General features: G+C 57.3%; 19 protein-coding genes. 10 read left to right on the plus strand and 9 right to left on the minus strand.

What is annotated here, in order from left to right; translation table 11 throughout:
- Positions 1–8 precede the first annotated feature (8 nt).
- Both H9I52_RS00625 and H9I52_RS00630 read left to right on the plus strand, forming a co-directional pair.
- Complete coding sequence (locus H9I52_RS00625; RefSeq protein WP_187452231.1) at positions 9–1010, plus strand: DUF4249 domain-containing protein; 1002 nt, start codon at positions 9–11, stop codon at positions 1008–1010.
- Positions 1011–1106: 96 nt separating this feature from the next.
- Complete coding sequence (locus H9I52_RS00630; protein ID WP_139514648.1) at positions 1107–1394, plus strand: hypothetical protein; 288 nt, start codon at positions 1107–1109, stop codon at positions 1392–1394.
- A gap of 75 nt (positions 1395–1469) precedes the next feature.
- Here the strand turns inward: H9I52_RS00630 and H9I52_RS00635 are convergent, their stop codons facing one another.
- The 4 genes from H9I52_RS00635 to H9I52_RS00650 form a co-directional block, all read right to left on the minus strand.
- Positions 1470–2045 (minus strand): hypothetical protein, encoded by a 576-nt coding sequence (locus H9I52_RS00635; protein WP_139514647.1) that lies wholly within the window; start codon positions 2043–2045, stop codon positions 1470–1472.
- A gap of 72 nt (positions 2046–2117) precedes the next feature.
- Complete coding sequence (locus H9I52_RS00640; RefSeq protein ID WP_187452232.1) at positions 2118–2783, minus strand: NAD-dependent epimerase/dehydratase family protein; 666 nt, start codon at positions 2781–2783, stop codon at positions 2118–2120.
- A 98-nt stretch (positions 2784–2881) separates the two neighbouring features.
- Positions 2882–3715 (minus strand): S1 RNA-binding domain-containing protein, encoded by an 834-nt coding sequence (locus tag H9I52_RS00645; RefSeq protein WP_187452233.1) that lies wholly within the window; start codon positions 3713–3715, stop codon positions 2882–2884.
- A gap of 170 nt (positions 3716–3885) precedes the next feature.
- A complete protein-coding gene (locus H9I52_RS00650; RefSeq protein ID WP_187452234.1) occupies positions 3886–5838 on the minus strand; it encodes a hypothetical protein in 1953 nt (650 codons plus the stop codon).
- 286 nt (positions 5839–6124) lie between these two features.
- Here H9I52_RS00650 and H9I52_RS00655 point away from each other — a divergent pair, with 286 nt between their 5' ends.
- The 5 genes from H9I52_RS00655 (at position 6125) to rfbD (ending at position 10277) form a co-directional block, all read left to right on the plus strand.
- Positions 6125–7417, plus strand: coding sequence for a putative DNA modification/repair radical SAM protein (locus tag H9I52_RS00655; RefSeq protein ID WP_187452235.1), 1293 nt, complete (start codon positions 6125–6127; stop codon positions 7415–7417).
- Positions 7418–7430: 13 nt separating this feature from the next.
- Complete coding sequence (locus H9I52_RS00660) at positions 7431–7616, plus strand: hypothetical protein (protein WP_187452236.1); 186 nt, start codon at positions 7431–7433, stop codon at positions 7614–7616.
- Between the two features lie 45 nt (positions 7617–7661).
- The gene (locus H9I52_RS00665; protein WP_187452237.1) at positions 7662–8534 is read left to right on the plus strand and encodes an alpha/beta fold hydrolase; all 873 of its coding nucleotides are present in this window, start codon (positions 7662–7664) and stop codon (positions 8532–8534) included.
- Positions 8531–9358, plus strand: a complete 828-nt coding sequence (locus tag H9I52_RS00670; RefSeq protein ID WP_139514640.1) for a TIGR03915 family putative DNA repair protein — start codon at positions 8531–8533, stop codon at positions 9356–9358. Before H9I52_RS00665 ends, H9I52_RS00670 begins: the two co-directional genes overlap by 4 nt.
- 67 nt (positions 9359–9425) lie before the next feature.
- Positions 9426–10277, plus strand: a complete 852-nt coding sequence (rfbD, locus tag H9I52_RS00675) for a dTDP-4-dehydrorhamnose reductase (protein ID WP_187452238.1) — start codon at positions 9426–9428, stop codon at positions 10275–10277.
- A gap of 60 nt (positions 10278–10337) precedes the next feature.
- On the opposite strand, the gene H9I52_RS00680 is transcribed toward rfbD, so the two are convergent.
- Entirely contained in the window at positions 10338–11555 is a 1218-nt protein-coding gene (locus H9I52_RS00680) for an MFS transporter (RefSeq protein WP_187452239.1), read from the minus strand.
- Between the two features lie 208 nt (positions 11556–11763).
- Positions 11764–12690: an AraC family transcriptional regulator gene (locus H9I52_RS00685; protein WP_187452240.1), complete on the minus strand. Its 927-nt coding sequence runs from the start codon at positions 12688–12690 to the stop codon at positions 11764–11766.
- 226 nt (positions 12691–12916) lie between these two features.
- On the opposite strand from H9I52_RS00685, the gene H9I52_RS00690 reads away from it, so the two are divergent.
- A complete protein-coding gene (locus H9I52_RS00690) occupies positions 12917–14443 on the plus strand; it encodes an aldehyde dehydrogenase family protein (RefSeq protein WP_139514636.1) in 1527 nt (508 codons plus the stop codon).
- A gap of 233 nt (positions 14444–14676) precedes the next feature.
- Positions 14677–15072: a DUF779 domain-containing protein gene (locus H9I52_RS00695; protein ID WP_187452241.1), complete on the plus strand. Its 396-nt coding sequence runs from the start codon at positions 14677–14679 to the stop codon at positions 15070–15072.
- A 41-nt stretch (positions 15073–15113) separates the two neighbouring features.
- Here the strand turns inward: H9I52_RS00695 and pbpC are convergent, their stop codons facing one another.
- The gene (gene pbpC, locus H9I52_RS00700; RefSeq protein ID WP_262385913.1) at positions 15114–17534 is read right to left on the minus strand and encodes a penicillin-binding protein 1C; all 2421 of its coding nucleotides are present in this window, start codon (positions 17532–17534) and stop codon (positions 15114–15116) included.
- On the opposite strand from pbpC, the gene H9I52_RS00705 reads away from it, so the two are divergent.
- A complete protein-coding gene (locus tag H9I52_RS00705; RefSeq protein ID WP_187452242.1) occupies positions 17533–18129 on the plus strand; it encodes a Uma2 family endonuclease in 597 nt (198 codons plus the stop codon). The two genes, pbpC and H9I52_RS00705, sit on opposite strands and share 2 nt — an antisense overlap.
- Before the next feature lie 9 nt (positions 18130–18138).
- On the opposite strand, the gene H9I52_RS00710 is transcribed toward H9I52_RS00705, so the two are convergent.
- Together H9I52_RS00710 and H9I52_RS00715 are read right to left on the minus strand one after the other, a co-directional pair.
- Entirely contained in the window at positions 18139–18609 is a 471-nt protein-coding gene (locus H9I52_RS00710) for a hypothetical protein (protein ID WP_187452243.1), read from the minus strand.
- A gap of 36 nt (positions 18610–18645) precedes the next feature.
- A complete protein-coding gene (locus H9I52_RS00715; RefSeq protein ID WP_187452244.1) occupies positions 18646–24156 on the minus strand; it encodes an alpha-2-macroglobulin family protein in 5511 nt (1836 codons plus the stop codon).
- Positions 24157–24513 lie beyond the last annotated feature (357 nt).

The raw sequence follows: 24513 nt of genomic DNA on the forward strand, positions 1-24513 counted from the left end.
AGGTATTTATGAAGAATATCATATTTTCTCTTCTGGCCTTGAGTGCCATGCTGGGTCTGGCGGCCTGCGAAACCGCCATCGACGTGCCCGCGCCGCCGCACACACCGCGCATTTCATTACTGTATATCCTCAACACCGATACCCGCGATTCGGCCGTATTGGGGCAGCGGCAAGTGTTTGTGAGTAGCAGTCAAGGGGTGTTTGAAACCAAGCGCCTGACCGGCCGCACCGACGCTACCGTGGAAGTGCAGGATGCCAGCGGCACTGTAATCGAGCGCTTCCAACCGATTGCCAACCCGAGCCCAGGCACGAACAGTTACTTCTACTACGACGGCTATTACCGGCCCACTATGGGCTTTGTGGCCCGGCCCGGCCAGACCTACACGATACGTGCCAAGGTTCCCAGCCTCGAAACCGCCGAAAGCAGCCTCACGCTGCCGGCTACGCCCGTCATCGCGTCGGCAACCTACACTCCCCGAACGCCGCCCAGATCCGATCCTTACAACAGCTACCAACAGCGGGTTTTTGGGCACCTCACTCTCGCCGTAGCCGACAACGCAGCCACTACAGACTACTACATCGCCTATGCCCGAGTGTTGGATGAGCGAGGCCGGTTGTGGGGCTACCTGGAGCGAGATAATAGTAATAACTCCAACGATGTCAGTAACTTACAGCGGTTTGAGCTGTCGGGTACAGGTATCTTGTACAACAAATCGCCCTACGCCGATACCAACGGTAACGGTCAGCAGTTGTCGTTGGCTAATGACGTACAAGGGTATTACAACGGCCGCTACACCGGCAACCCCGCCGACATTCCGGCGCCGGCTTACGTGGAAGTGGTGGTCGGCTCGCTTACCCGCGATATGTACCTGTTCTACCAATCGCTAGGACGCTACAACAACACCGGCGACAACCCGTTTGCCGAGCCGGCGCCCCTGTTTTCCAACATCCGTCCGGGTTACGGCTTGTTTGGCGGCACTTCCGCAACTACTTATCGTATACGGCTTTAGAAGTGATAGCCAATGGCAAAACTTCCATTAAACCTTAGCATCCTCAAGTAGTCTAAGGTAGGTACAAGCGTTTAAAACTCTGCTTGCTCTACGACTATGAAAAAATTTCTGAAAATACCTGCTCTGTTCATTTTGCTCCTGTCGGGTTCGCTGCTGACAGGTTGCGTAGCCTCGGCCGGCACAGCCGTCGTATCAACTGACCCTTACTACGGCCCGTATTATCGGCCTTACCCGCGGCCGTACTATCGTCCGTATTACCGGCCGGCTCGTGTGTACGTGCGGCCTGCTCCGGTAATTGTGCGGCCACAACGCGTGATTGTGGCACCCCGTCCTGGTTATTACAACAATAACATGCGTGGGCACCGTGGTTATCGTGTAAGATAAACGGTTGGCTATGAGCCACATACAAAAAAGGCCCGCTGATTGCTCAGCGGGCCTTTTTTGTATGTGGCTCTGAAATTAGAAAGTGAAGCGCAAGCTCAAAGCCGCATCGTTGTAGAAGCCGCTGTAGCCGTCAAACACCTCGAAAAATGGCTTGTAATCGACGCCTACTACGAAAGGCAGGTCGGGTAATTTGTATTCCAGACCCAAAATCAGGTCGGCCCCGAAGGCGATGTAGTTGGTATCGTCTTCGTAGTAAGTGTAATACACGTCTTTGTGCTTACCGCGCGTTTCCCACCGTCCTACGTAGTAGTAACGGCCACGATAGGAGCCTACGTGGCCACCGGCCCCGTAATAGAATTGCAGGTTTTTGACGTCGGCGACAGGCAGGTGCTTTTCTAGAAGCAAGGTTACGCGGGCGCCATGGGCCTTGTATTCGGTGGTAACCAGGCCTTCAAAAGCGACCCCGTTTTTGCCACTTATGAAATGCTTAAAAGTCAGGCCCGAAGAATATCCGCCGGCGCGCAACCCAAGGCCGGTGTTGTAGCCTGCTCCGGCGCTGCCGCTGCTTCGGCCTTTCTTGCTTTGTGCATGAGCCGCCCCTGACGTGAGCAGCAACAGCAGGATCATCAAACGTGGAAACAGTTGTTTCATAGGAAAATAGAAAGCGAAAAGGAAAGTTGATTCTCTTGCAAAAATACAAATCAACTTCGACGCTTGCTATTTTTATCTTCCAGTCTCCGCAATTTCGTCGGAAAGATGGACGCGCACACCGCCACCATCTTCGGCCGCGGCCCGGATCATGGCGCGGGCAACGGCCGCAGCCGGCACGGCCCGGTACTTACGCAAAGGCCCCAGCAGCAACGGATTCAGCAGCTTCATAAGTACAAAGCCTATTTGCTCGCCAAGCCGTTTTTCGCGGCGCTCGCCCAGCAGCAGCGACGGCCGGAAAATATGAATTACCCGAAACGGCGTTTGCCGGACGGCGTCTTCCATTTCGCCTTTTACCCGGTTATAATAAATGCGTGACTCAGCATCGGCGCCCATGGCCGAAACCACCAGAAACTGCGCCGCGAAATTACCGGCTGTGGTAGCGGCTAGTTTTACAACGTACAGATAATCAACCTTATAGAAAGCTTCTTTGGAACCGGCTTGGCGCATGGTGGTACCTAAGCAGCAGTACACATCATCGGCAATCAGGCTCAGCCGGTTTTCTTCCAGTTGGTCTAGGTCCATGACGCGTTGTTCCAGCTTGGGGTGTACCAGCGGCAAGGGCCGCCGCCCCACGGTGATAACTTTTGCGTAGCGTTCGGAGGCCAGCAGCAAAGGCAGCAATGTGCTGCCTACCAAGCCGGTAGCACCGGCAATGAGGGCAGTTTTCTGGGGAGTCATGGGGCAGTATAGCGTAGGGAAAGAAGCAAGGGGGAGCCGAGATTCGATTCCTCATACGGAAGAAGCGGCACAAAAAGCTACCTGCCTGCCCCCGAAGCTTACTTGCCTTCTACAAGTCGCGTCTCGTCTGGCGCTAGTTGCACTACGCCCTGTTTGTAAAGGCTGCCCAAGGCTTTTTTGAACACTTTTTTGCTCATGCCCAAGCGGCGGTAGATGTCGTCGGGCTCGCTTTTGTCGGAGAGGGGCAGCGTGCCGCCGGCTTTGCGCAACGCGGCCAGTAGCGTATCAGCGGCGGCCACGGCTTCGTCGTAGCCCGTGCGTTGCAGGCTCACGTCGAGCTTGCCGTCGTCGCGGACTCGTCGCACGTAGGCCGTGTGGATGTCGCCAAGGCGCAGCGGCCGGAAGACTTCGTTATGATAGAGCAAGCCGGGATATGCTTTGTTCACGATCACGGCGTAGCCCAGCTCCGACTCGTTGGCGACGAGCACCTGCACGGCGTCGCCGGGTTGGCCGGGGAAAGGCTCCTTGCTGAGGTAGCGTTCGTATTTGGCCGTGGCCACAATGCGGTCGGAAGTTTCGTCGAGGTACACGTACACGGCCACACGGTCGCCGGGGCGCAGGCGGCGGCGCTGGTTGCGGTAGGGCAGGAACAGGTCCTTTTCAAGACCCCAATCCAGGAAGGCACCGATGTCGCTCACGTCGCGCACCGTGAGCACCGCAAACTCATCCACGCGCACCAGCGGCTCCAGTGTGGTGGCAATGAGCCGGTCTTCGGAGTCGCGGTACACGAATACGCGCAGAAAATCGCCCACGCGGGTGCCCTCCGGCACGTACTTGCCCGGTATCAGCAGATCGCCGTCGTCGGAAGTCAGGTACAATCCAAAATCCACTTCGCGAGCTACTTCCAGCTCATTGTAATCGCCCAGCAGCATATGCAATCGGAAATTAAGTTCTCGGGTAAGCTCGCTACAAGCAAGCAGGCAAAGGTAGGTGCTTAAGAAATGTTATTCGAAACAAAGTCATGTATATAAGTGGTTGATTATGAATTGCTTATATACAAAGGCAAACATCGCTTCGTGATTCTTTTCTTCATACTCCGCAATTAATCGAAGCGGGCGGTGTTGGGCTGGCCAAAGCCAAAATCATTGAAGCCGTAATACGGCCGCGAGCTTTCGAAAATGCGCAACCCGTTGTTGGTGTATTGCCCGCGCGGGTAATAGCCGATCAAAATCTGGAGGGTGCGGATGGCCGTGTACTCGTTGCGGAACCGCAAACCGGCGCCAAATCCCATGTACGGCGACTCATGAAACGGCAGCCCACCTTTGATATCAGGCGTTATCCAGGCGGCATCGGCAAAGGCAATGGCCGCCAAGCGGAAGCCCAAAAAGGAAACCGGCGTAAATACGTTGGCCTCGTAGTTGACCACGAAGCGGCTGGCCCCGCGCAACAAGCCGTCGGTCTGGAAGCCGCGCAGGCCCCGCACGCCATCGATACTGAGCAGCGTTTCGCTATCGAGGCGGTGAAAGCCCAACGACGAGCGATTCCAGAAAAAGTGGCGCCACTGCCAGTTGCCGGTGTTATATAAAGGCGTGAAGTACAGGATTTCGGTGTTGAGCAGGCCTTGCTGCCAGTCGTTTTGGGGGCGGCGTAGGAAGCTGCCAAACTCGGCGTTGAGGTAGAGGTACCCGTGCAAGGGGTTGTAGCCCGCCCACGCCGCGCGCACGCCATAGTAATTGCGGTTGAACTCTTCGTTGAGCTCGTAGCCCATGGTAAAGCCCAGCAACGTACCCGTCGGGATATCCTCGGTGCGGCCGAAGCCGAATAGGTATTTGTCTTTGTAGTAGCGCCTTACGCTGTAGCCGATGGTGCCCAGCAGCAGGGAGGTAGTGCGGTACGCCGACTTGTTATTGACCGAATCGGTAATGGGCCGCTCGGAATATTGCGTATGAATGGTCCGTCCTGACAAAATCAGCCGCGCCGGGTTTTCGTAGGCCAAGTCGTAGCTATGCAGGCTGAAGGAGCGGCCCAGCCAGCCATCCTGTACCGTATAGCGCAGCGGATGAAACACATACGGCTGGCCTTCGGGCGGCACGGCCAGCGTGACGCCCTGGTAATAGTCGGCCAAGGAGATGGAGCCCGCGTAGCGCGTTTTGACGGAGTAGAAGCCGCGGCTAAATGTAACGTCGGCTTGGCGGAACTGGTCTTCGTTGCGGTAGTGCAGTCGCCCGGTAACGAAGTTGCGAAACGGCACCTGGTAGCTGCCTTCGTATTTCCAGGTTTGTGGCTTGCCGCGGCCGTACTCGTACACGTTGCGAAACTGGTGACCCTGCCCCAGAAAGTTATTATCGCGCACCCCAACCACCCCGGCGCCCACATCGCGCAGTTGGAACGAACCGGTAATGCTAAATACGTCTTTGGTAACTACCTCAATATCAACGCTATCTGCGGAGGTGGTTTGCTCGTTGACAAACACCCGCGCATCCAGAATTTCGGGCGTCTGGCGCAGCAAGCGTTCCGACTCAGACAGCGCCTGCGGCTGCAACTCCCGCCCGATCCGAAACAACAGCACCTGCCGCACGCGCGAGCGCACGGTTTTGATGTGAAAGGTATTGCCCGTTTTCTCGAGGAAGTTGCGCGGCTGCCGCGCCGGGTCGTTGATGCTGTAGCCGAAGGCATCGAGCGTCGTGATGTTGATGCGGCGCACAATCTTGTAGTTGTGCTGGTCAAACTGGCGGTCAAGGAGTTGGGCGTCGAGGCCAGCGCGGTCTTCGCGGCGCTCGGTGAAGTTGAACAGCGCCGACGCGGCTTTGCCCACAATGGTTTTACGCTTGGTATAGGCCTTCAGACCCGTCAGGATGCGCTCTTGGTCGAAGCGTCGGCGCAACGAATCGGGGCGGGTGTTTTCGGGTTGGATGCGCGTGGTATCCGGCACGGCCGCCGGCGCAGTTTGCTGGGCTTGCACCTGTCCGGCCACCATCCACAACACGAGGGCAGGCCACAGCCACCCCCCGCGCAGGCGAGGCAAAAAGCAGGGGAAAGCAAAGCGCAACATCATAAGGATAACGCAACAATAGCCGGCTTTCGGATGGCGCCGCGCTTCTAGCCCGACAAGATACAAAGTACGCCCGCGAAGGCCGCCGTCAAACAAGCAACGTCAAGGCCATGCGCAGATAGAAAACGGGCCGGAAAGCCGCAAAATTCCTTTTGAGTGCTTAGACCACGGCCCTCGCAAAAGTTAAAAATGCCGCAGGCCGCAAGGAACCATTCCTAAAAAAATTAGCTTAGTTATCTATTGTCAGGTTGGATATAAATCTTTATTTTTAAGCCATCAAACAGGTCGAATGAACGAGCGCATTCAGGAAAAGCTAAGTATTTTGGCAGACGCCGCGAAGTACGATGTATCGTGCTCCAGCAGTGGCGGCAAGCGCAAAAACGAAAATAAAGGCTTGGGCAACGCGGAAGGCATGGGCATTTGCCATTCTTTCACGGAAGACGGCCGTTGTGTGTCGCTGCTCAAAATTCTGCTTACCAATCACTGCATTTTTGACTGCGCCTATTGCGTGTCGCGGCGCAGCAACGACGTGAAGCGCGCCGCCTTCACCGTCGACGAAGTCGTGGACCTGACCATGAACTTCTACCGCCGCAACTACATCGAGGGGCTGTTTCTGAGTTCCGGCATTTTCTCCAGCTCCGATTATACCATGGAGCGCTTGGTTCGCATTATCAAAAAGCTGCGCACCGAACACAAATTCAACGGATACATCCACGTCAAAACCATTCCGGGCGCTTCGCCGGAGCTGATTCAGGAGGCCGGTTTGTACGCCGACCGCCTGAGCGTGAACATCGAGTTGCCCTCCGAAATGAGCTTGCAAAACCTTGCGCCGGAGAAGAATTACGAGGAAATTCTGACGCCGATGGCGCAGATCCGCGATGGCATCACCCAGAATAAGGAAGAAAAAGCCTTATTCAAGAAGGTGCCCCAGTTTGCCGCCGCCGGCCAAAGCACCCAGCTGATCGTGGGGGCTTCGGCTGAAAACGACCACCAAATTATTAAGCTTACCGATTCGCTTTACAAAGGCTACGGGTTAAAGCGCGTGTATTACTCTGGTTATGTGCCGGTTAGCGATGATGCTCGCCTGCCCCAAACCACGCAGCCGCCTGTGATTCGGGAGCACCGCCTCTACCAAACTGACTGGCTCATGCGCTTCTACGGCTTCGACGCCGACGAAATTCTGGATCCTGAACATCCGTTCTTGGATCTGGAGATTGATCCGAAGCTGGCTTGGGCTTTGCGCAATCGCCACGTATTCCCGATTGATGTTAATACTGCTGATTACGAGATGATTCTGCGCGTGCCCGGCATTGGGGCGCGTTCGGCTAAGCGCATTGTGGCGGCCCGGCGCTTTGCTTCGCTGTCGCTCGATCACCTGCACAAGTTTGGGGTGGTGCTGAAGCGCGCCAAATACTTCATTACCTGCCGCGGTCAATCCCTCGAAACCCGCGACTACGACGAGCAAAGCATCCGGCGCCAGATTTTATTTGGCGCCGGCTCTGTGCGTTCGGCGTTGGTAACCCAACAGCTTGACCTTTTTGCCCCTCCCGTACCTACCGACCTGTTTTCACAAGCCAGCTAAGCCTCTCTGAGCTATGACTATTTCTCACCGCGCCACCGACGCGTCGGCCGCCACGCAAACCGCTACCAACATGAAAGTTGTCCGTATGGCTTGTTGCTGCAAACTCAGCGACCTGCTGCCCATCGTGCGCCAACTCCACGAAGCTGCCCGCGCCAACAACGCAGCCGCTACGCAAACCACGCAGACCGAGGCGGCGTAGGCGTGCACCGACAACTCGCGGCCAAGAAAGGCGGTAGAAGCCGGCATGGGTTATCCTTTCGAGCACCACTACGTCCAGACCAACGGCATCAGGCTGCACGTAGTCCAGTGCGGCCCTAGCCAAGGCCCGCTGGTGATTCTGCTGCACGGTTTCCCGGAGTTTTGGTATAGCTGGCGTCATCAGATTCAGCCCTTGGCTGAGGCGGGCTACCGCGTTTGGGCTCCCGATCAGCGCGGCTACAACCTGAGCGACAAGCCATTGCATATACGTGACTATCAGGTCGCCACGCTTGCTGCCGACGTTATTGGCTTACTGGATGTCGCGGGGCATTCGTCGGCAATCGTTGTTGGGCACGACTGGGGCGCTGTTGTAACGTGGTGGCTGTCAATTAAATATCCAAACAGGATACGGCGAGCGGCGATTCTCAATGTGCCGCACCCAAGAACGCTGTCGCGGGCGCTCCGCCGCACGCCCTCGCAGCTGTTTAAAAGCTGGTACGTGTTCTTTTTTCAGGTGCCTTGGCTGCCGGAGCGGGCGACGCGCTGGCGCAACTGGCGCGTCGCCCGCTCCGCATTGCGTGGCACGAGCCGCCGCGGCACGTTTAGCGGTGCCGATTTGGCTTTATATCAGCAGGCTTGGTCGCAGCCGCGGGCAATGCGTAGCATGATTAACTGGTACCGGGCGGCCTTCCGGTTCCGCTCAGGATTAGGAAAGAATGCCCGCGTTAGAATTCCTGTTCGCATTATCTGGGGCAAGCGCGATGCTTTTCTCAACTCCCAACTCGCTCAGATGAGCTTGGAGATGTGCGACCACGGCCAGCTAACCTACCTGCCCAATGCCACGCACTGGGTGCAGCACGAAGAGCCCGCTGAGGTGAATCGGTTGCTGCTGGAATTTTTTAACGAAGCGCACGCATGACTCACGACTATACCTACGACGGCACCTTCGACGGCCTGCTTACGGTAGTGCTGGAAATGTACGAGCGCAAAGCCTGGCCCAACAGCGTGCAGCCGCTCGGGGCCGTGCAGGGCGGGTTGTTTACAGCCACGGTGCACATCGAAACCAACGAAGACAAAGCCACCCGCGTGTGGAAAGGCTTGCTAAAGTACATAGACGGCGAGACGCGTAATCGTTTGTACCACACGTATTTATCGGAGCGGCCCGATCGGGAGATGCTGATCAGTCGGTATGTGCAGCAGGCGGTGGAAGCACGGGGCCAAGTAGATATCTCGGAGAATTACGCCGACGATACCGTGCGCCTCGTGGCACACATTAGCCAGCAGCTCGGCCGCGAAAAGCACCGCATGGAAGCGTTCGTGCGCTTTGAAAAAACAAGCGATGGCCTGTTTCACGCTACCATCGATCCGGATTTTGATGTGTTGCCGCTCATTGCGCCGCATTTTACCAAGCGCTACGCCGACCAGCGCTGGCTCATCTTCGACCGGCGGCGGCACTACGGGCTGTATTACGACCTGCATCATACTGACATCGTGCAGTTTGAAGCCGACGCGCCGCAACGCAGCACCAGCGTGTCGGCAACGGTGCTCGACGAGCGCGAGCCGCTGTTTAAAGTGCTCTGGCAGACGTACTTTGACCACGTCAATATTCCGGAGCGCCGCAACCTGAAACTGCACCGGCGCCACATTCCGTTGCGCTACTGGAAATACCTCAGCGAAAAGCAGCCGCGCGAATTGCGCTTTCAGCCCATCAAAAACAAACGCCGTGACTCGCGCGGTGAGTAGCGCTTGGGTTGAATGAGTTAATTTGGAGCCAAATTCCGAATTGCTTTACGTCAACTAGCACCACTACATGAGCAAAATAGTCGTTTTCGGGGCCTCCGGCCAATTGGGGCAATGCCTGCAGCACGTCGCGAAAGAGCGCAACGTAACGGATGTCGTGTTTCTGCCCGAAGAGCAAGCCGATATTCTGGATGCGGCGAAGCTACAAGCCGTTTTTGCGCAATACCGACCCGCGTATTGCATCAATTGCGCCGCCTACACCGCCGTCGATAGAGCGGAAGACGACGTGGATCTGGCCCGGAAAATCAACCGCGACGGCGCCGAAAACCTGAGCCGGGTGTGCGACGAATTTGAAACCACGCTCATTCACATCTCCACCGATTTTGTGTTTGCCGGCACTGGCAATCAGCCCTTAATCGAAACCGACGAAACGGAGCCAATCAGCGTGTACGGCCTCACGAAGCTGGAAGGCGAGCAGGTGGTAGCCGAACACACCAGCCGGTATTTCATCCTGCGTACCAGCTGGTTGTATTCGGAATTTGCCAACAATTTCGTGAAAACGATGCTGAAGCTGGGCCGTGAGCGCGACGAGCTTCGCATCATCTGGGACCAGATCGGGACGCCCACGTACGCCATCGATTTGGCGGGCTGCATCTTCACCATCATCGAACGCCAGAGCCAGCAGTACGGCGTGTATCACTATAGCAATGAAGGTGTTACGTCATGGTACGATTTTGCCAAGGCCATTTTTGAGTTCAGCAACACAAGTGTCAACGCGGTGCCCATTCGCACGGCCGAGTACCCGACCAAAGCCACGCGCCCGGCGTATTCGGTAATGGACAAAACGAAAGTCAAGACCAACCTGCAACTGGCCATTCCGCACTGGCGCGATAGCCTGAAGGAATGTATGAGTCGTATCTAATTGATCGTCAAATAGATATAAAAAGGCCGCGATTCATGTGAATCGCGGCCTTTTTGCGTTTTAGCGCGCTTGCTGCTTACGACGGTAGAGCTGATTGATGAGAAAAGCGGCCAGCACAAACGAAAAACCGGTCGCGCTTACGCCCGCCCAACCAGCGTTGGCCCACGCAAACCCACCCGCCAACGAGCCCAACGAGCCACCGATAAAATAGGCGGTCATGTACACGGTGTTGAGGCGGCTGCGCGCTTCCGGAATGAGTGCGAAAATGCTCGACTGGTTGGAAATGTGCGTCGCCTGCACGCCCACGTCCAGAATAATGACGCCCACTACCAGTCCCGCGAGGTGGTAGCCGCCGAAACCGAGTATGGCGTATGCGGCCAAGGCCAGCAGCAACCCAATTCGGATGGCGTAATCGGGACCTTTTTTGTCGGCGGCTTTGCCAGCCAGCGGCGCGGCCAAGGCTCCGCAGGCGCCAATCAGGCCGAAAAAGCCCACGACGTCGCTGCCGTAATGGTAGGGGCTGCCTTCCAGAAAGAACACCAGCGTAGTCCAGAAAACACTGAAGCCCGCGAATAAAAAGCCGCCCACCAAGGCCGCCCGCCGCAACGGCTGCAAGTCGCGCGTCAGACTTACCAAGGATTTCATCAGGCTGGCGTAGGTGCCGGTGAAGGACGGACGGCTGGTCGGAAGTTTCAAGGCCAATACGCCCGTGAGCACCAGCATTGCTGCCGAACCAGCCCAGAACATCGTGCGCCAGCCAAAATGCGCGCCCACATACCCGCTTATAGTACGCGAAAGCAGAATGCCGATCAACAGGCCGCTCATGACCTTGCCCACAATGCGGCCGCGATCTTCGTCATTGGCCAGCGAGGCCGCCATCGGAATAAGAAGCTGCGGCACCGCCGAAAATATGCCAATCAGAACGCTGGCGACAACCAGCACCCCAAACGAAGGCGCAAAAGCCGCCAAGGCCATAGCCGCTGCTGCCAGTAGCAACTTCAACAAGATCAGGCGCTTGCGTTCGACTTTGTCGCCGAGCGGCACCACCAGAAACAGCCCCAGCGTGTAGCCAATTTGGGTGGCGGTGGCGATTAGGCTGACTTTGCTGTCGGAGAGGTGAAAGGTGTTGCCGATGTCGGCGAGCAACGGTTGGTTGTAGTAAATATTGGCGACGACCAGGCCGCACGTAATCGCCATCAGCCACACCAAAGCGGCATCGAGGGTCGGAGCAGAAACCGCCGAAGCCGGTTTTTCCTGCTCGAGAAGAGTTGATTTCATGAATTGTAATCCGTGGTAAGGCGGCCCGGTGGGTGGGTGGCAACGTGCGAAACCCAACCCCTAAATCCAGCCGCTTTTGCTCCCTTAAATGCTTTGGGAGTACCTAAATGTTACAACGGTTCAGGTATCTTCTTTTAATATTTTATATAAGTAATTGATAATTAAATAGTTATATAAAATATATTTCTGCCCTTGCATAGGCAGGTTCTCATACGGCGCACCGCTTTTTGTACAAGCCCGGTGTCATGCCTTCGTACTTTTTGAAAAGCACCTGAAAGTAATTGGTGTTGTTGAAGCCCACCCGAAAGCAGACGTCGGCCACGGTCGTGAAGGGGTTGCGCAGCAAGCGTTTGGCTTCGGCCAAGCGTTCCTGAATCACGTACTCGACGGGCGTAAGGCCAAATTCGCGCTTAAAGAGGCGAAAAAACGTCGCCTTGCTCATGCAGGCCAGCTCACAAAGCTTTTCCACCGTGATTTGTTCGGTGAGGTGCTGCTTGATGTAGTGCACCACGTGCGCAAAGCGGTGCGAGGTCAGGTGCTGGGCGTAGTTGTGGAAAATGAGCTTGCGCGCCTGTGTCTGCATCAGCCGGATAAGCAATTCTTGCAGCGTAAACGACGCCAGCACATCCTTGGCGGCGTGGGTTTCCTGCGACAGATGAATGAGGCGCTCCAGCGTGCCGGTCAGCTCGGGCGTGTTGGTCAGGTGCGCGTTCGCGGAGTTGCTCAGGTGCCAGGGCGTGTGGTCTTCGGCCAGCGGAAAGCGCTCGTTGAGCAAATCGACGGTGTGGCGAATGGTGTCGGCCGGAATGGCCACGGCCAGGCACTGCGTCGGGTTGTCGAGGGTGGCTTCCGGGAAGTCGATCTCCATGGTTTGCTGTTCGCCCACAATCACCGATTCGCCGGGCAGGTAGTCGAAAGCGGGGCGGTCGGGGAGGTGCATCACTTTTTTGCCCCGCAGCATGGTCGTGAGCACCAGGCTGCCCATGCTGAGCGGCACGCGGCTGGCCTGCTGGTGCGTTTCGAAAATGTTGAGCTCGAAGCCTTCCAGCGTGTACACCGTGCGGTTTTCGACCAGCGTATCCAGCTTATCGGGGTGGTGAAGGGCAATAGAAGTGGGCTGAGTGCGGCGGGACATGGCGGGTGGGGATAAAGGGCATGAAGGCGTAAGCAGTTCTCCGTTTCTGTAGTGGCCGGCCCTCCGTGGTGGGCAACGAAAACCGGCAGCAGAGGAGCAGAAATCAAGCCTTGAAAGGACAAGTCAACTTGCGATTATCATCAAGCTTAATGAGAGGATACTACATCTTTTCGGGCAATAATAGAAGCTACCTTGGAAGTAGTCTTAACTCCATAACTCCCACAGCATGGAAACGTTAGAAAAACCCACCACCCTGGTTGCCCGTCCTCAATTTAAAGATCATTACGATAACTTCATCGGCGGCAAATGGGTCGCGCCGGTGAAAGGGCAGTACTTCGAGAACCCTTCGCCCATCGACGGCAAAGCCTTCTGTAAAGTAGCCCGCTCGACCAAAGAAGACATCGAATTGGCGCTCGACGCTGCCCACGAAGCCTTCAAAACCTGGAAGCATGCCTCGGCTACCACGCGCAGCAACATGCTGTTGAAAATTGCCGATGTCATGGAAGCCAACCTCGAGCACCTGGCCGCCGTCGAGTGCATCGAAAACGGCAAAGCCATCCGCGAGTGTATGGCCGCCGACTTGCCCCTGGCCATCGACCACTTCCGATATTTTGCCGGCGTAATTCGGGCCGAAGAAGGCTCGGCTACGGAACTGAATGAGAACACGTTATCGCTGGTAATTCAGGAGCCGCTGGGCGTCATTGGCCAGATTATTCCCTGGAATTTTCCGCTGCTGATGGCCACCTGGAAAATCGCGCCTGCGCTGGCGGCCGGCAACTGCGTGGTGGTAAAACCCGCCGAGCAAACGCCCGCCAGCATCATGGTGCTGATGGAAATGATTCAGGACATCGTGCCGGCTGGGGTGCTTAACGTCGTGAATGGCTTCGGGCTGGAAGCCGGCAAGCCGCTGGCCTCGTCGCCGCGGGTGCAGAAAGTAGCCTTCACGGGCGAAACCACCACCGGCCGCCTGATTTTGCAATACGCTTCCGAAAACATCATTCCCGTTACGATGGAGCTGGGCGGCAAATCGCCTAACATCTTCTGCAAGAGTGTGATGGACCACGACGATGACTTCCTCGACAAAGCCATCGAAGGAGCCGTGATGTTTGCCCTCAACCAAGGCGAAATCTGCACTTGCCCCTCGCGGATGCTGGTGCACGAAGACATTTACGACGAGTTCATTGCCCGCGTAATTGAGCGCGTGAAAGCCATCAAGCTCGGTAACCCGCTGGACATGGAAACCATGATGGGCGCCCAGGCCTCCAACGATCAGTTTGAGAAAATCCTGAGCTACCTCGAAATCGGCAAGGCCGAAGGAGCCGAAGTGCTGGTGGGCGGCGACGCGTACCATCAGGAAGACGGAGCGCTGGCCGAAGGCTACTACATTCAGCCCACCATTTTCCGGGGCCACAACAAGATGCGCATCTTCCAGGAAGAGATCTTCGGCCCGGTGCTGTCGGTGACGACCTTCAAGGACAACGACGAAGCCATTGCCATCGCCAACGACACGCTCTACGGCCTCGGCGCCGGCCTCTGGACCCGCGATGCCCACGAGCTGTATCAGATGCCCCGCGCCATTCAGGCTGGCCGCGTGTGGGTCAATTGCTACCACGATTACCCCGCTGGCGCGCCGTTTGGCGGCTATAAGGCTTCGGGTTTTGGCCGTGAGAATCACAAGATGATGCTCAATCACTACCGCCAAAACAAGAACATGCTGATTTCTTACAGCCAGCAGAAGCTCGGCTTCTTCTAAGGTAAAATATTGATAATCAATGCAATATAAAGAGCGTCATGCTTCGCTTACGCTCTGCATGACGCTCTTTATATTTTAGTCGGAGGGCGATAAGTGTCTTTTTTTACAGTAGGTCGCGTTTCTATTAAAACGTGTTACTACCGTACATGAGACACTTGCTTTGTGCTGCTCCGGCGGCGCACGGGTGTTGTTCGTACCTATCGGCGTCACGTCCGCTAATTCATTCCTTTGCCATGTCCACCCTCACACCCCGCGTCTTGGTGACGCCTGCTGCTGAAGCTGTTATCGATTTGCTCCGCGAGGAACACGGCCCCTTGATGTTTCACCAGAGCGGCGGCTGTTGCGATGGCTCGTCGCCCATGTGTTTTGCCGCCGGCGAGTTCAGAGTCGGGGGGAGCGATGTGTGGCTCGGCCGCATCTACGGCTGCGATTTCTTCATGAGCGCCAGCCAGTTTGAGTACTGGAAGCACACCCAACTCACCGTCGACGTGACGAAAGGCCGCGGCGCCAGCTTTTCACTCGAAATCCCTTTGGGCGTGCGTTTCCTCATTCGCTCGCGGCTTTTCACGGAAGAAGAATCGCAGGCGATGGCACCCGTGTTCGCCGGCGATGAAGTGCCAGAGTTGTAAGTACTTGATTGTTAAATACTTGCGATAAGTATTTATTGCTGTTATAACTCGCTCACAATCACCCGAATATCCGTGTTGCGGCCGTGATCGTCGGCGCAGGAAATTTTGAGTGGCCCAGGTGCGGCCCGAAAAAAGACGCGCTCGGTAGCCGCCGCCGCGCGCAGAAACCGATCATTTACATACCAATACACTTGGCGCACCTCGTTGTTGGTGGTGCAGCTGAGCAGCAATTGCTGCTTTTCGCCACGGTTGAGCACGTATTCGGTGTTGGGAAGCGGCGACGTGATGCTGGGCGCGCGTTCGGCACCGCCGCGCACGAGCTGGCACTCCAGGTTGTGTGGCGGCAAGCGACGGTACGGAATGCCTTGGGTTTCCTTGTAGGCCACTATTTCGGGCAACATATTAGGATAAAGCTCGCGCCGGAAACCCACAACCGGCGCGCACGCCCGGCAATATGCATAGCGACCATCCGCCGACAGCAACACTTCCTTTTGGTGCTCGCAACGCTGGGTAGAAGACGTGCCCGGCAGGAAATAATCGATGAGTTGATTAGGGCAATTTGCCCCCGGCAGCAGCCCGGTTTCGGCGCACACCAGGCGAAAATCCAACGAGGCCGGCGGCTGAAACCAGTCGTTTGGCGAGTTGTAGGCAATGGTATTAAACAGGTCGAATAGCAACGGCGTGGCCACGTCGGCACCGGTAAGCGCCGGCGCGCCCTGTCCGCTGAAATTTCCAATCCAGACGCCGATCGTGTATTCGCGGTTGTAGCCAATGCTCCAGGCATCGCGGCGGCCGTAGCTGGTGCCGGTTTTCCAGGCAATTTTGGGCAAGTGCGTGCTGCTTTCGTAGCTAACCGGCAAATCGGGCCGCGTCAGCTGCGAAAGAATATCGGTAACCAGAAAGGCCGCCCCATCCGAGACCAAAGCCACCTCGCCCTTGGATCGAGCGGGAGACGCCGTAGCATTTGGCCGACTTACAATCCATTGCAAGGGCGCGTATCTGCCGCTATTCGCCAGCGTAACAAACAGATTCGTAAGCTCTTCCAACGAAGCGCCGCAACCGCCCAAAATGGTCGATAAGCCTAACCGCGGTGCATCGCGGCCCACGCGTTGGAAACCCGCCTCCCGCAGCTTGTCCGTAAACGTCGCGACGCCCATTTCGGAGAGCACCCGCACTGCCGGGATGTTCAGCGAAAAGGCCAAGGCCCGCTCCAGCGTCACTTCCCCATTGCAATGTTTATCGAAATTTTCGGGCCGATAGCCCGCAAAATTGGTGGGCACATCAGGCAAAACCAGCTTGGGCGTTACCAAGCCGCGATCCAAGGCGAGGGCATACAGAAAGGGCTTTAGCGTGCTGCCCGGCGAGCGAACGGCCTGAATGCCATCGACTTGGCCTTGCGTAAAAGCATCCTGAAAATCGGCCGAGCCCACATAGGCCTCCACGGCGCGGGTGCGGTTGTTGACGACCAATACGGCCGCATTCGAAATGCCCAATTCGTGCAGGCGACGCACGTAGTTGCGCGTTAGGTCTTCGGCTTTGGTTTGCTTGCTGCGGCTGAGGGTAGAGGCAATAATGGCTTGCCTTGGATGTTGCCGCACGAGCCGCCGCGCCAGGTGCGGAGCTAGGGTGGGGGCGGCATGTCGCTGCACCTCAAGGGGTTCTAGCAAGGCATCGGCGATGTCCTGCCTGGCAAATAAGCCTTCCGCGCCAAAACGACGCAGCCAGCGGTTGCGCTCGCGCCGGACGGCCCCGTTGTTTCGACCTAGCACCAAGCCCCGGGGCCGGTTCGGAATGACTGCCAGCGTAACAGTCTGGGCAAGCGACAGATAATCAGGGGGTTGCTGAAAGTACAGTAAGGCAGCTGATTTTATGCCTTCGACGTTGCCGCCGTACGGCACCAAGTTGAGGTAGAGTTGCAGGATCTCGGCTTTGCTATAGTGCGCTTCCAGCTGCACGGCACGCACTATTTCCAGCAATTTGTTGCCCATGGTGCGCTCCTTGGGTTCCAGAAGCCGCGCCACTTGCATCGTGATGGTGCTGGCGCCGGTGGTGCGGCCACGGCCAAACAGGTTGCGGGCGGCGGCCTGCACAAGCGCGAAAGGGTTCACGCCGAAATGCCAGTAAAACCAGCGGTCTTCCTTCGCCACAATGGCTTTGCGCAGCGCCGGGGTGATTTCGCGCAGCTCCGTTTTCATCCGCCACTTCTGGGTGGGGTTCAGAAAACCATGCAGCACCGAGCCATCGGCCGCCGTGACGATGGGGGAGTACTGCGGCGCGGGAGGCAACGGAAACAGGCGGTCGAGGGCCAGCAGCAGCGCCAACAACAGCCCCAGGCCCGCCAGAATCCGAATGAAGATGCGCCGCTTCATGCCAGCAAGATAGCGGCCCCGCAGCTTCACGCAGCCGGTTTGCCCCGGAATCTTTGCCGTGTATTCAACACCTTGTCCAACGCTTTTTTCCATGCCGCCCATCACCGATATTTCCCAGCTTGATTTGACGAAGCGCTACCCGTACGCCGATTATGTGTCGTGGCAATTCGATGAGTTTGTGGAGCTTATCCGCGGCAAAGTGAGCCGGATGAGTCCGGCCCTGCGAGTTCGACACCAGAGGATTTCGTTCAACCTAGGCACCAGCATTGGGTTGGCATTGCGCGGAAAATCCTGTCAGGGCTTTGCCGCTCCGTGCGATGTGCGGCTCACCAAAACGGTGCCCAACGGCGATGCCGCCGTCGAAACGGTGGTGCAGCCCGACCTGTGCGTCTTCTGCGACCCGGCCAAGCTCGACGAGTGCGGCTGCGTGGGCGCGCCCGATTGGATTATCAAAATCCTGTCGCCCGGCAGCACCGGCCACGACAGCAAAACCAAGTTCGATCTCTGCGAAGAAAACGGCGTGACCGAGTACTGGCTGGTAGACCCCGGTTTGAAAAACGTAGCTGTGTATGTGCTTGAAAATGAAGAGTATATTATTCGTGGTGAATACTGCGAACCCGGCCTCATTCCGGTAGCCACCTTGCCGGGACTAGCGCTGGAATGGCATGAGGTGTTTGAGGGCGTGTAAGCCGGCACTTTACGTTTCGCGGATGTAGCAGCGGATAACTTTGCCGTTCTGAAACAAAATGGTCAACGCGTCGCCGTCGATGGAAAGTACTTTCGGGGTCATGCCCAGATAATATTCCCATGCACCCGCGTTGCTAAGATTAGGGCGGCCCAGAAGAGCTTCGACCTGCGGCGGCGATAGCCCCAGCAAGCGTTGCGACGCCAGCAGATCATCCATCATTTCGTAGCGCTTCAGGGGGTCGGCGGCCCACTTTTTGGAGTTAAAATCGCGGTGCGGATAATACGCCAACGCATAGAGCGTGAGCCGAACGCCCGCCCAGCCAAGCAGCGGCGTGGTAATTGCTGCGGCCAGCGCCGCTATTACCACCAGATGCCGCCGTGGCTTCAAAAAGCGGCCAATTAATTGTCGATAGAGGTAATAAAAGCAGGTGCCGACAATCAGCCCAACTATCCCGAGCGCCAGGTAAAATGGGATTTCCATAGGTTTTTCAACAAGTGATAAATAAGGCTTGCGCACCTACCGCACACGCACCATGCCGGCCCCGTTATACGAGTGATAATCAGCGTTATACATCGCGTCGGCGCTTACGGAGCCTAGGCGGAAGGTGCCTTTTGATACGGCCCGCGCGACGTAGTAGAAATTTTTCGGCGTGCCCGTGACGGTGGTGAAAAGGTTGATGCGGTCGTCGCGCAGGTCGAGGTAATCGGGTTGGGCGGCGTCCTTGGCCCAGGTCAGGTCGCGGACGGCGCCGATGCGTGGGTTTTCAATTTCCAGGCCCGCCGGCAGCAAGTCGGTGATGGCTACGTTTTTAACCTCGCCGGCTGCGTCCGCTGCCTGAATCGTGATGCGGACCACCACCAAATCATTTTGCTTGAAAGAAGCTGAACCAACGGCGTTGCCATTGCGGTCTAAGAAGGTGCGCCGGACTTTCAGATAGGCGTCTTCTTCGCGCACGGTATTGGTGGGCGAAATGCCTTCCATCTCCCAGAAATAATAGAGGCTGCCCACGCCGCTGGTGCGCATAGCAATTTGCCGGTTTGCTATCGTGTTAATAGTCAAATTGTTGCCTGTGAAGTTGCCGACCAGCTTGTTATCAGCTAGTAGCGAGGCAGTTACGGTGCTGTTGGCGTTCTGGCGGGCTACTTTGCCCAAGGCCAGCAAGGCAAAGGCCCGTTCCTGGGTATTTAGCCAACCGGCCTGCTTCACTTGGCGGCTGAGCTGGCGCGTGAGCATGGTCACTTGCGAGTTGCCGGGGTCGGCTTCGAGTAAGGCGTTCAGCACCAGGGCTTCATCGCGGATGGGCGAGTAGAATGAGCCATCCAGGGCGCGGGCCGCCGCGGTTTCGCCGCCGAACTTGGTGGGTAGCATGTTGCGGAAGCTGCTCACGTTGCCGTTGAGCGAGAACGTGCAGGCCAGCAAGAACTTAGAGTCCTGAGCCAAGAGTTGGCGGTTGGCTTTATAGTAGTTCTGCGCCACGGCATCCTGCCGGCCGGCCAGCGCGAGCACGTACAGGCCGTAGGCGATTTCCTTTTTGGCGATGGTTTTCTGGCGCGCGATGTTGTTGGCGTCGAAGTACTGGTAGGGCTCGGTTTCGCGCTTGCGGTTGCGGAATTGCAGGTAGCGCAACACCTTGTCCAGCACCGACTTATTCACGTCGAAGCCGGCGCGCTGGGCTTCCAGCAGGAAGTGCGCGGCGTAGGCCGTGGCCCACCAGTTGTCGTAGTCGCCGCCGGGCCAGTAGCTGAGCGAGCCGTTGTAAAGCTGCTGCGACTCAATCTTGCGGATGGCTTCCTGCACGTTGTAGTTGGGGTTAAAGCGCGTGGCCTTGCCTTGCTGCCCCAATGTAGCCGCCAGATCGCCGTAATACAGCTGTGGAAACGCCGCCGACACGGTTTGCTCCAAGCAGCCGTATGGGTATTGCAGCAGGTAGCGCAGGTCTTTGGCAAACTCCGTCATCGGTGAGCGGCTAACCACCAGCTGGCTCCGCAGCGACGAAGGCAGAAAATCAGTTTTCAGGTTCAACGTTTGCCCGCTGCCACCTTTCACAATGCCGGAGCCGTTGCGCTTTTCAAGCGGCGAAGCAGGACGGATGGGGAGTTCGACGCTTTCGGTGAAGGTTTCTCTGCCATCCGAAGTAGTAGCTGAAATGGTCACTTTTCCATTGCCAATGGCACTTTTAGCCACAATACGGAAGCCTACCCGCTTTTCTGAGTTAGAAGGAATTTGGCTAAAGAATGCTTTCTCAATGCGTATTGATGGATTCTGATGCTCATAAATCTTCTCTATTGAGCCTTCCGCCTGTTGACTAATAGTTACCGTAATTTCTTTTGAAGTCGTATTCGTCAGCGTCACCGGCACGTCAATCGTGTCGCCGGGGCTTAGGAAGCGGGGGAGGCTGGTGCTGATGACTACCGGATCGGCGATGCGCATGGTGCGTTCGGCGGAGCCAAAGGCGTCGTCTTTGTAGGCGGCGGCCATCACGCGCACTGCGCCAGAGAATTGCGGAATACGCACGCGGTAGCGCACTTTGCCGCTGGCATCGGCGCGGAGCACGCCGCTCCATTTGGCCAGCAGCTTCACGCGCCGCGAGGGCACGGGCGTAGTGCGGCGCGAGAGGTCGTAGCCGTCGCCGCCGGAGCTGCTGGTGCCGAGCTCGGGCAGGAGAAACGGATACACGTCGTAAGCTGATACTTCCAGGGCGCGCTTCTGGTAGAAGTAGCCGTAGGGGTCGGGCGTGCGGTAATCCTTCATTTGCAGAATGCCTTCGTCCACCACAGCCAGCGTCACGTTGGCGCCGGGCGCTGTCGTCGCTTCGATGGTTTGCCAGGTTTGTGAGCGGCTTTGCTGGGGCACGTTGAGGGCCACTAGCAGGCGTGCCGCAGGCTTTTCTACCGTCAGCGGCACGAAGCCGCGGGCCACGGTGAGCGGCAGGCGGTTGTCGGTGATTTCGCGGATGGCGGTGGCCGTGACGTAGATATTCGGCACGTGATTGCCCCGAATCGGGATGCTGACGCGGGCCGATTTCTCGTCGGTGTTCACGTAGAAATGGTCCAGCACGCGGTCGCGCTCCACGGTCACGAGCACGCGGCCGGCAAAGGGCGTTTTGAGCAGCAAATTGGCCGTTTCGCCGGGTTGGTATTTTTCTTTATCGGCCTCAATCGTCACCTCGCCTTCGTTATTGACCTCGAAGGAATTGCTCTGCGTATCGCCGTAGCCGTAGGCATAAAAATGGCTGGCCACGTAGGTCTGCGCGCCCGGCCGCGACACGCGCACCTCGTACTCACCCGAATACAACGGCGTGAATTCCAGCTTACTACTGCCGCTAATCGAGCGCGTTTGGCTCAAAATCGGCTGCTCGCGCTTCTGCGAATTGTACACGTAGCGGCCGCCCTGGCGCTCAATCACCGTTTCCCACAGCAGCCGCACCACCTGAATTTGGGCCTGCGCGTTAGTTGACTGCCCCCCGGGCGTGAGGGCCACAAACTCCAGCGGCAGCGCCTGTTTCGTACTGATGAGCTCCGGTAAGTTTTTCACGCCGAACAGTACCGGCTGCGTCTGCACCTCAAAGGTGGCGAGGCGGTTTACCGGCCGGCCGCTTTCGTCGAACACCGTCGCGAACGCGGTGCCTTCCAGCGTGCCAAGGTCTTTGTGATCCGGTATTTCATAAATGGCAGTGCCAGAGCCATTTGCGGAAGTGGTGCCTTCGCGCACGGTTTTCTCAAAGCGGTCGGAGATCGGCGTTGATTCTTGGTTGCCGTAATTGCCCTTGCGGCGCTCGCCGCTGCTGATGCTAAAGCTGTAGTCGGCGTACTGCTTGGGGTGGAATGGCTTTTCTTTCAGCGAGAACTCAACCTCAAACTTGCGATCGGCGGCCGGTGGCCCGAAGAGGTTGGTAGCCACGATATTAGCCGAAACGCTTTGGCCGGGCTTTGCCACGGCGGGCGCAGCCTTCACGGTCACTTTCAGGCGGTCGGGGATGAACTCTTCCACGCTGATTTTGCGCGCGGTGAGCAGCACGTCGTTGCCGGTGAACACTTCCAAGGTGTAGAGGCCGGTCATCACGGCCGGGGGCAGAATAAAGCTCGATTCGAACGAACCCGCCGCCGTGAGCTTCTTGCGCAAACTCGCGTATTCTTTCCCCGTGGGCAGCAGCAACCGAATTTTCACCGGTAAATTGGCGGGCGGACTTTTCCAGTCTTCGGTGCGCACCACGGTGTTGGTCCGGATGGTATCGCCGGGGCGGTAGAGGTCGCGGTCGCCGTACAGAAAGGCTTGGTAGCGCGCCGCATTGCTTTGCAGTCCGCCCACCTCAAAGCGCGACGTTTCGACGCGGCTGCGGGGCAAGTCCAGAAAGGTGAAGTCGCTGCCACTCAGGGCCGTAACCATGCTCAGGCGGAAGCGGCCGTTTTGGGCGGTGCTGTCGAATTTGGCCACGCCCTCGCGGTTGGTGACGCCCTTGCCCATGATCTGGTTGTTGGAGCTCACAAACCGCACCTCCACGCCCGAAAGCGGCTTGGCGTTGCGGATGGAGTTGGCAAATACCAGCGTGCTGCCCGCCTTGCCCTGCTTCACGATCAGCCCGATGTCCGTCACGGCCACCAGTTTCGACACTTGCAGCCATTGCCGCTCGGTGTCCTGTATTTTCACCACGTACAGCCCTTTGAGCGGCCCCGTGAATTCAAGGTCTTTAAAGCTCAAATTCAACAGCCTCATTCCCTGTTGCTTGGGCAAGCCCGACACCGTGTAAGTGCGCTCCGAAAGTACGTTGCCGAGGTTTTCGACGTCGTAATACTGGAAGGAGCGGTCGATGTATTCGCCGTCTTCGCCTTGGTCGGACTCGCCATCCTCTTCGTTGTACTCGGGGTAGCCGTACTGGGTGCCGCCGCGCAGAAGCTGCTGAATGTTGTTGGCGTACACTTTCGCGATCGTCACCTGCACCTTTTCGATCTCCGAAACCCGAATGCCGAGGTTGCGAGCGCCCAGCGCGTCGAGGTACATGGCCTTGTCGCCGTTGGCAAAGGAGAGCGTGGGCCGCTCATCGACGAAGGACACGGTTTGGGTAAGCGGCTCGGCCAGCTGACCGCCCAACGCGCCGCGCAAACCGCTGCGTAGGCTTACTTGGTAGGTCTTATCCACATCGAAGCCACCTTTCAGCACAAAGCCGCTTTCCAAGGCTTCCACCGAAAACGCCACGGCCGGCTGCACGGCCACCAACGGCGTGATTTCGTCGGCTGACACCGGCTGGTTGGTGAGCACCGTGATGATCGGCTCGCCATCCACCAGCGAGGGCGTTACTTCGCGCACCAGCAAGGTCTGTTGATCGGGCACCGCTACTTGGGCCGCCAACGGTGACTTGGTGCCGCGGTCGCTGCCAATAGCGCGCAGGCCAGAGGCAATTTCAAGCTTGAGCGGTTCGCCTACGCGCACATCTTGCGTCAGAGCCACGCCTACAACGCTGTCGGCTTGGGTGGAATTGACGACTTCGAACGCCACCGGCCGACCGTCCTGCGTAATGCGCAAGAGCGGTTGTACGTCGGCGGGGCGTACAGCGTAGTTGAACAGCAGGTTGGCGCGCATTTCGGCCGTACCCGCCGCCCGGCGGCTCTGGCTCCAGAACAGCTGCGGATCTTTCAAGCGCAGGTCGGGCGTATGGAAGCGGCTGCGGCTGAGCTTCGGCAGGCTTTTTTCTTTTGCTGCAGCTAGCGCGCTAGGTCGCCACGCCGCCTGAAACGCCGTAGCCGGCCGAAACGGCTCCTGCGGCGAGAAGATCAGTTCGCGGTCGCCGGTCCACTTGAATTTGCCGCGCACGGTCGGTTCAAACTGCACGTACTGCACAGTATCCCAGCGACTTACTTTGCCTTGGCCCAGCGGTTCATCGAAAGTGAAAACGATGTTTTGATACGGCGAAATTTCCTCTCCCTCCGGCGAAGCACCCGCCTCATCCTTATCAGAACCAGACCTGGAACAAGCGCATAGCAAAGCCAACAGCACCAGCAGGGGCAGGCGAAGCAATCGGGAGGAAATCATGGGAAAAGGGAGTAACGGAGGGCGCCGGAAGGTATAGAGAAAACGGGATATTTGGGCGGGTATTGTGGTTGCGGTTAGGCTAATAAATTCGCATTTCTAGCGCTAGTTTAGCAAAGCATAACTCGTGCTTGCCATCGCGTCGAGGCTGTGCCTTGACTGCCGCAACGCGGCAATTTAGATTCCGGGCTATTCAGTAGTTTTCTGGTGGTGCGGTCTCAGATTGCTGCTAATACAGCAAATGAGGTCCAACCTCATTGTCATAAATTGTCATGCGTTACGCTGCGCTAAACTCGCGCCAGAGATGTGCGGCAATATGACAAAACTTAGTTCCTATGCTCGTCCGGATCTAAAACCTAG

It is taken from the genome of Hymenobacter sp. BT491 (genome assembly GCF_014349165.1).
GTDB lineage: Bacteria > Bacteroidota > Bacteroidia > Cytophagales > Hymenobacteraceae > Hymenobacter > Hymenobacter jejuensis.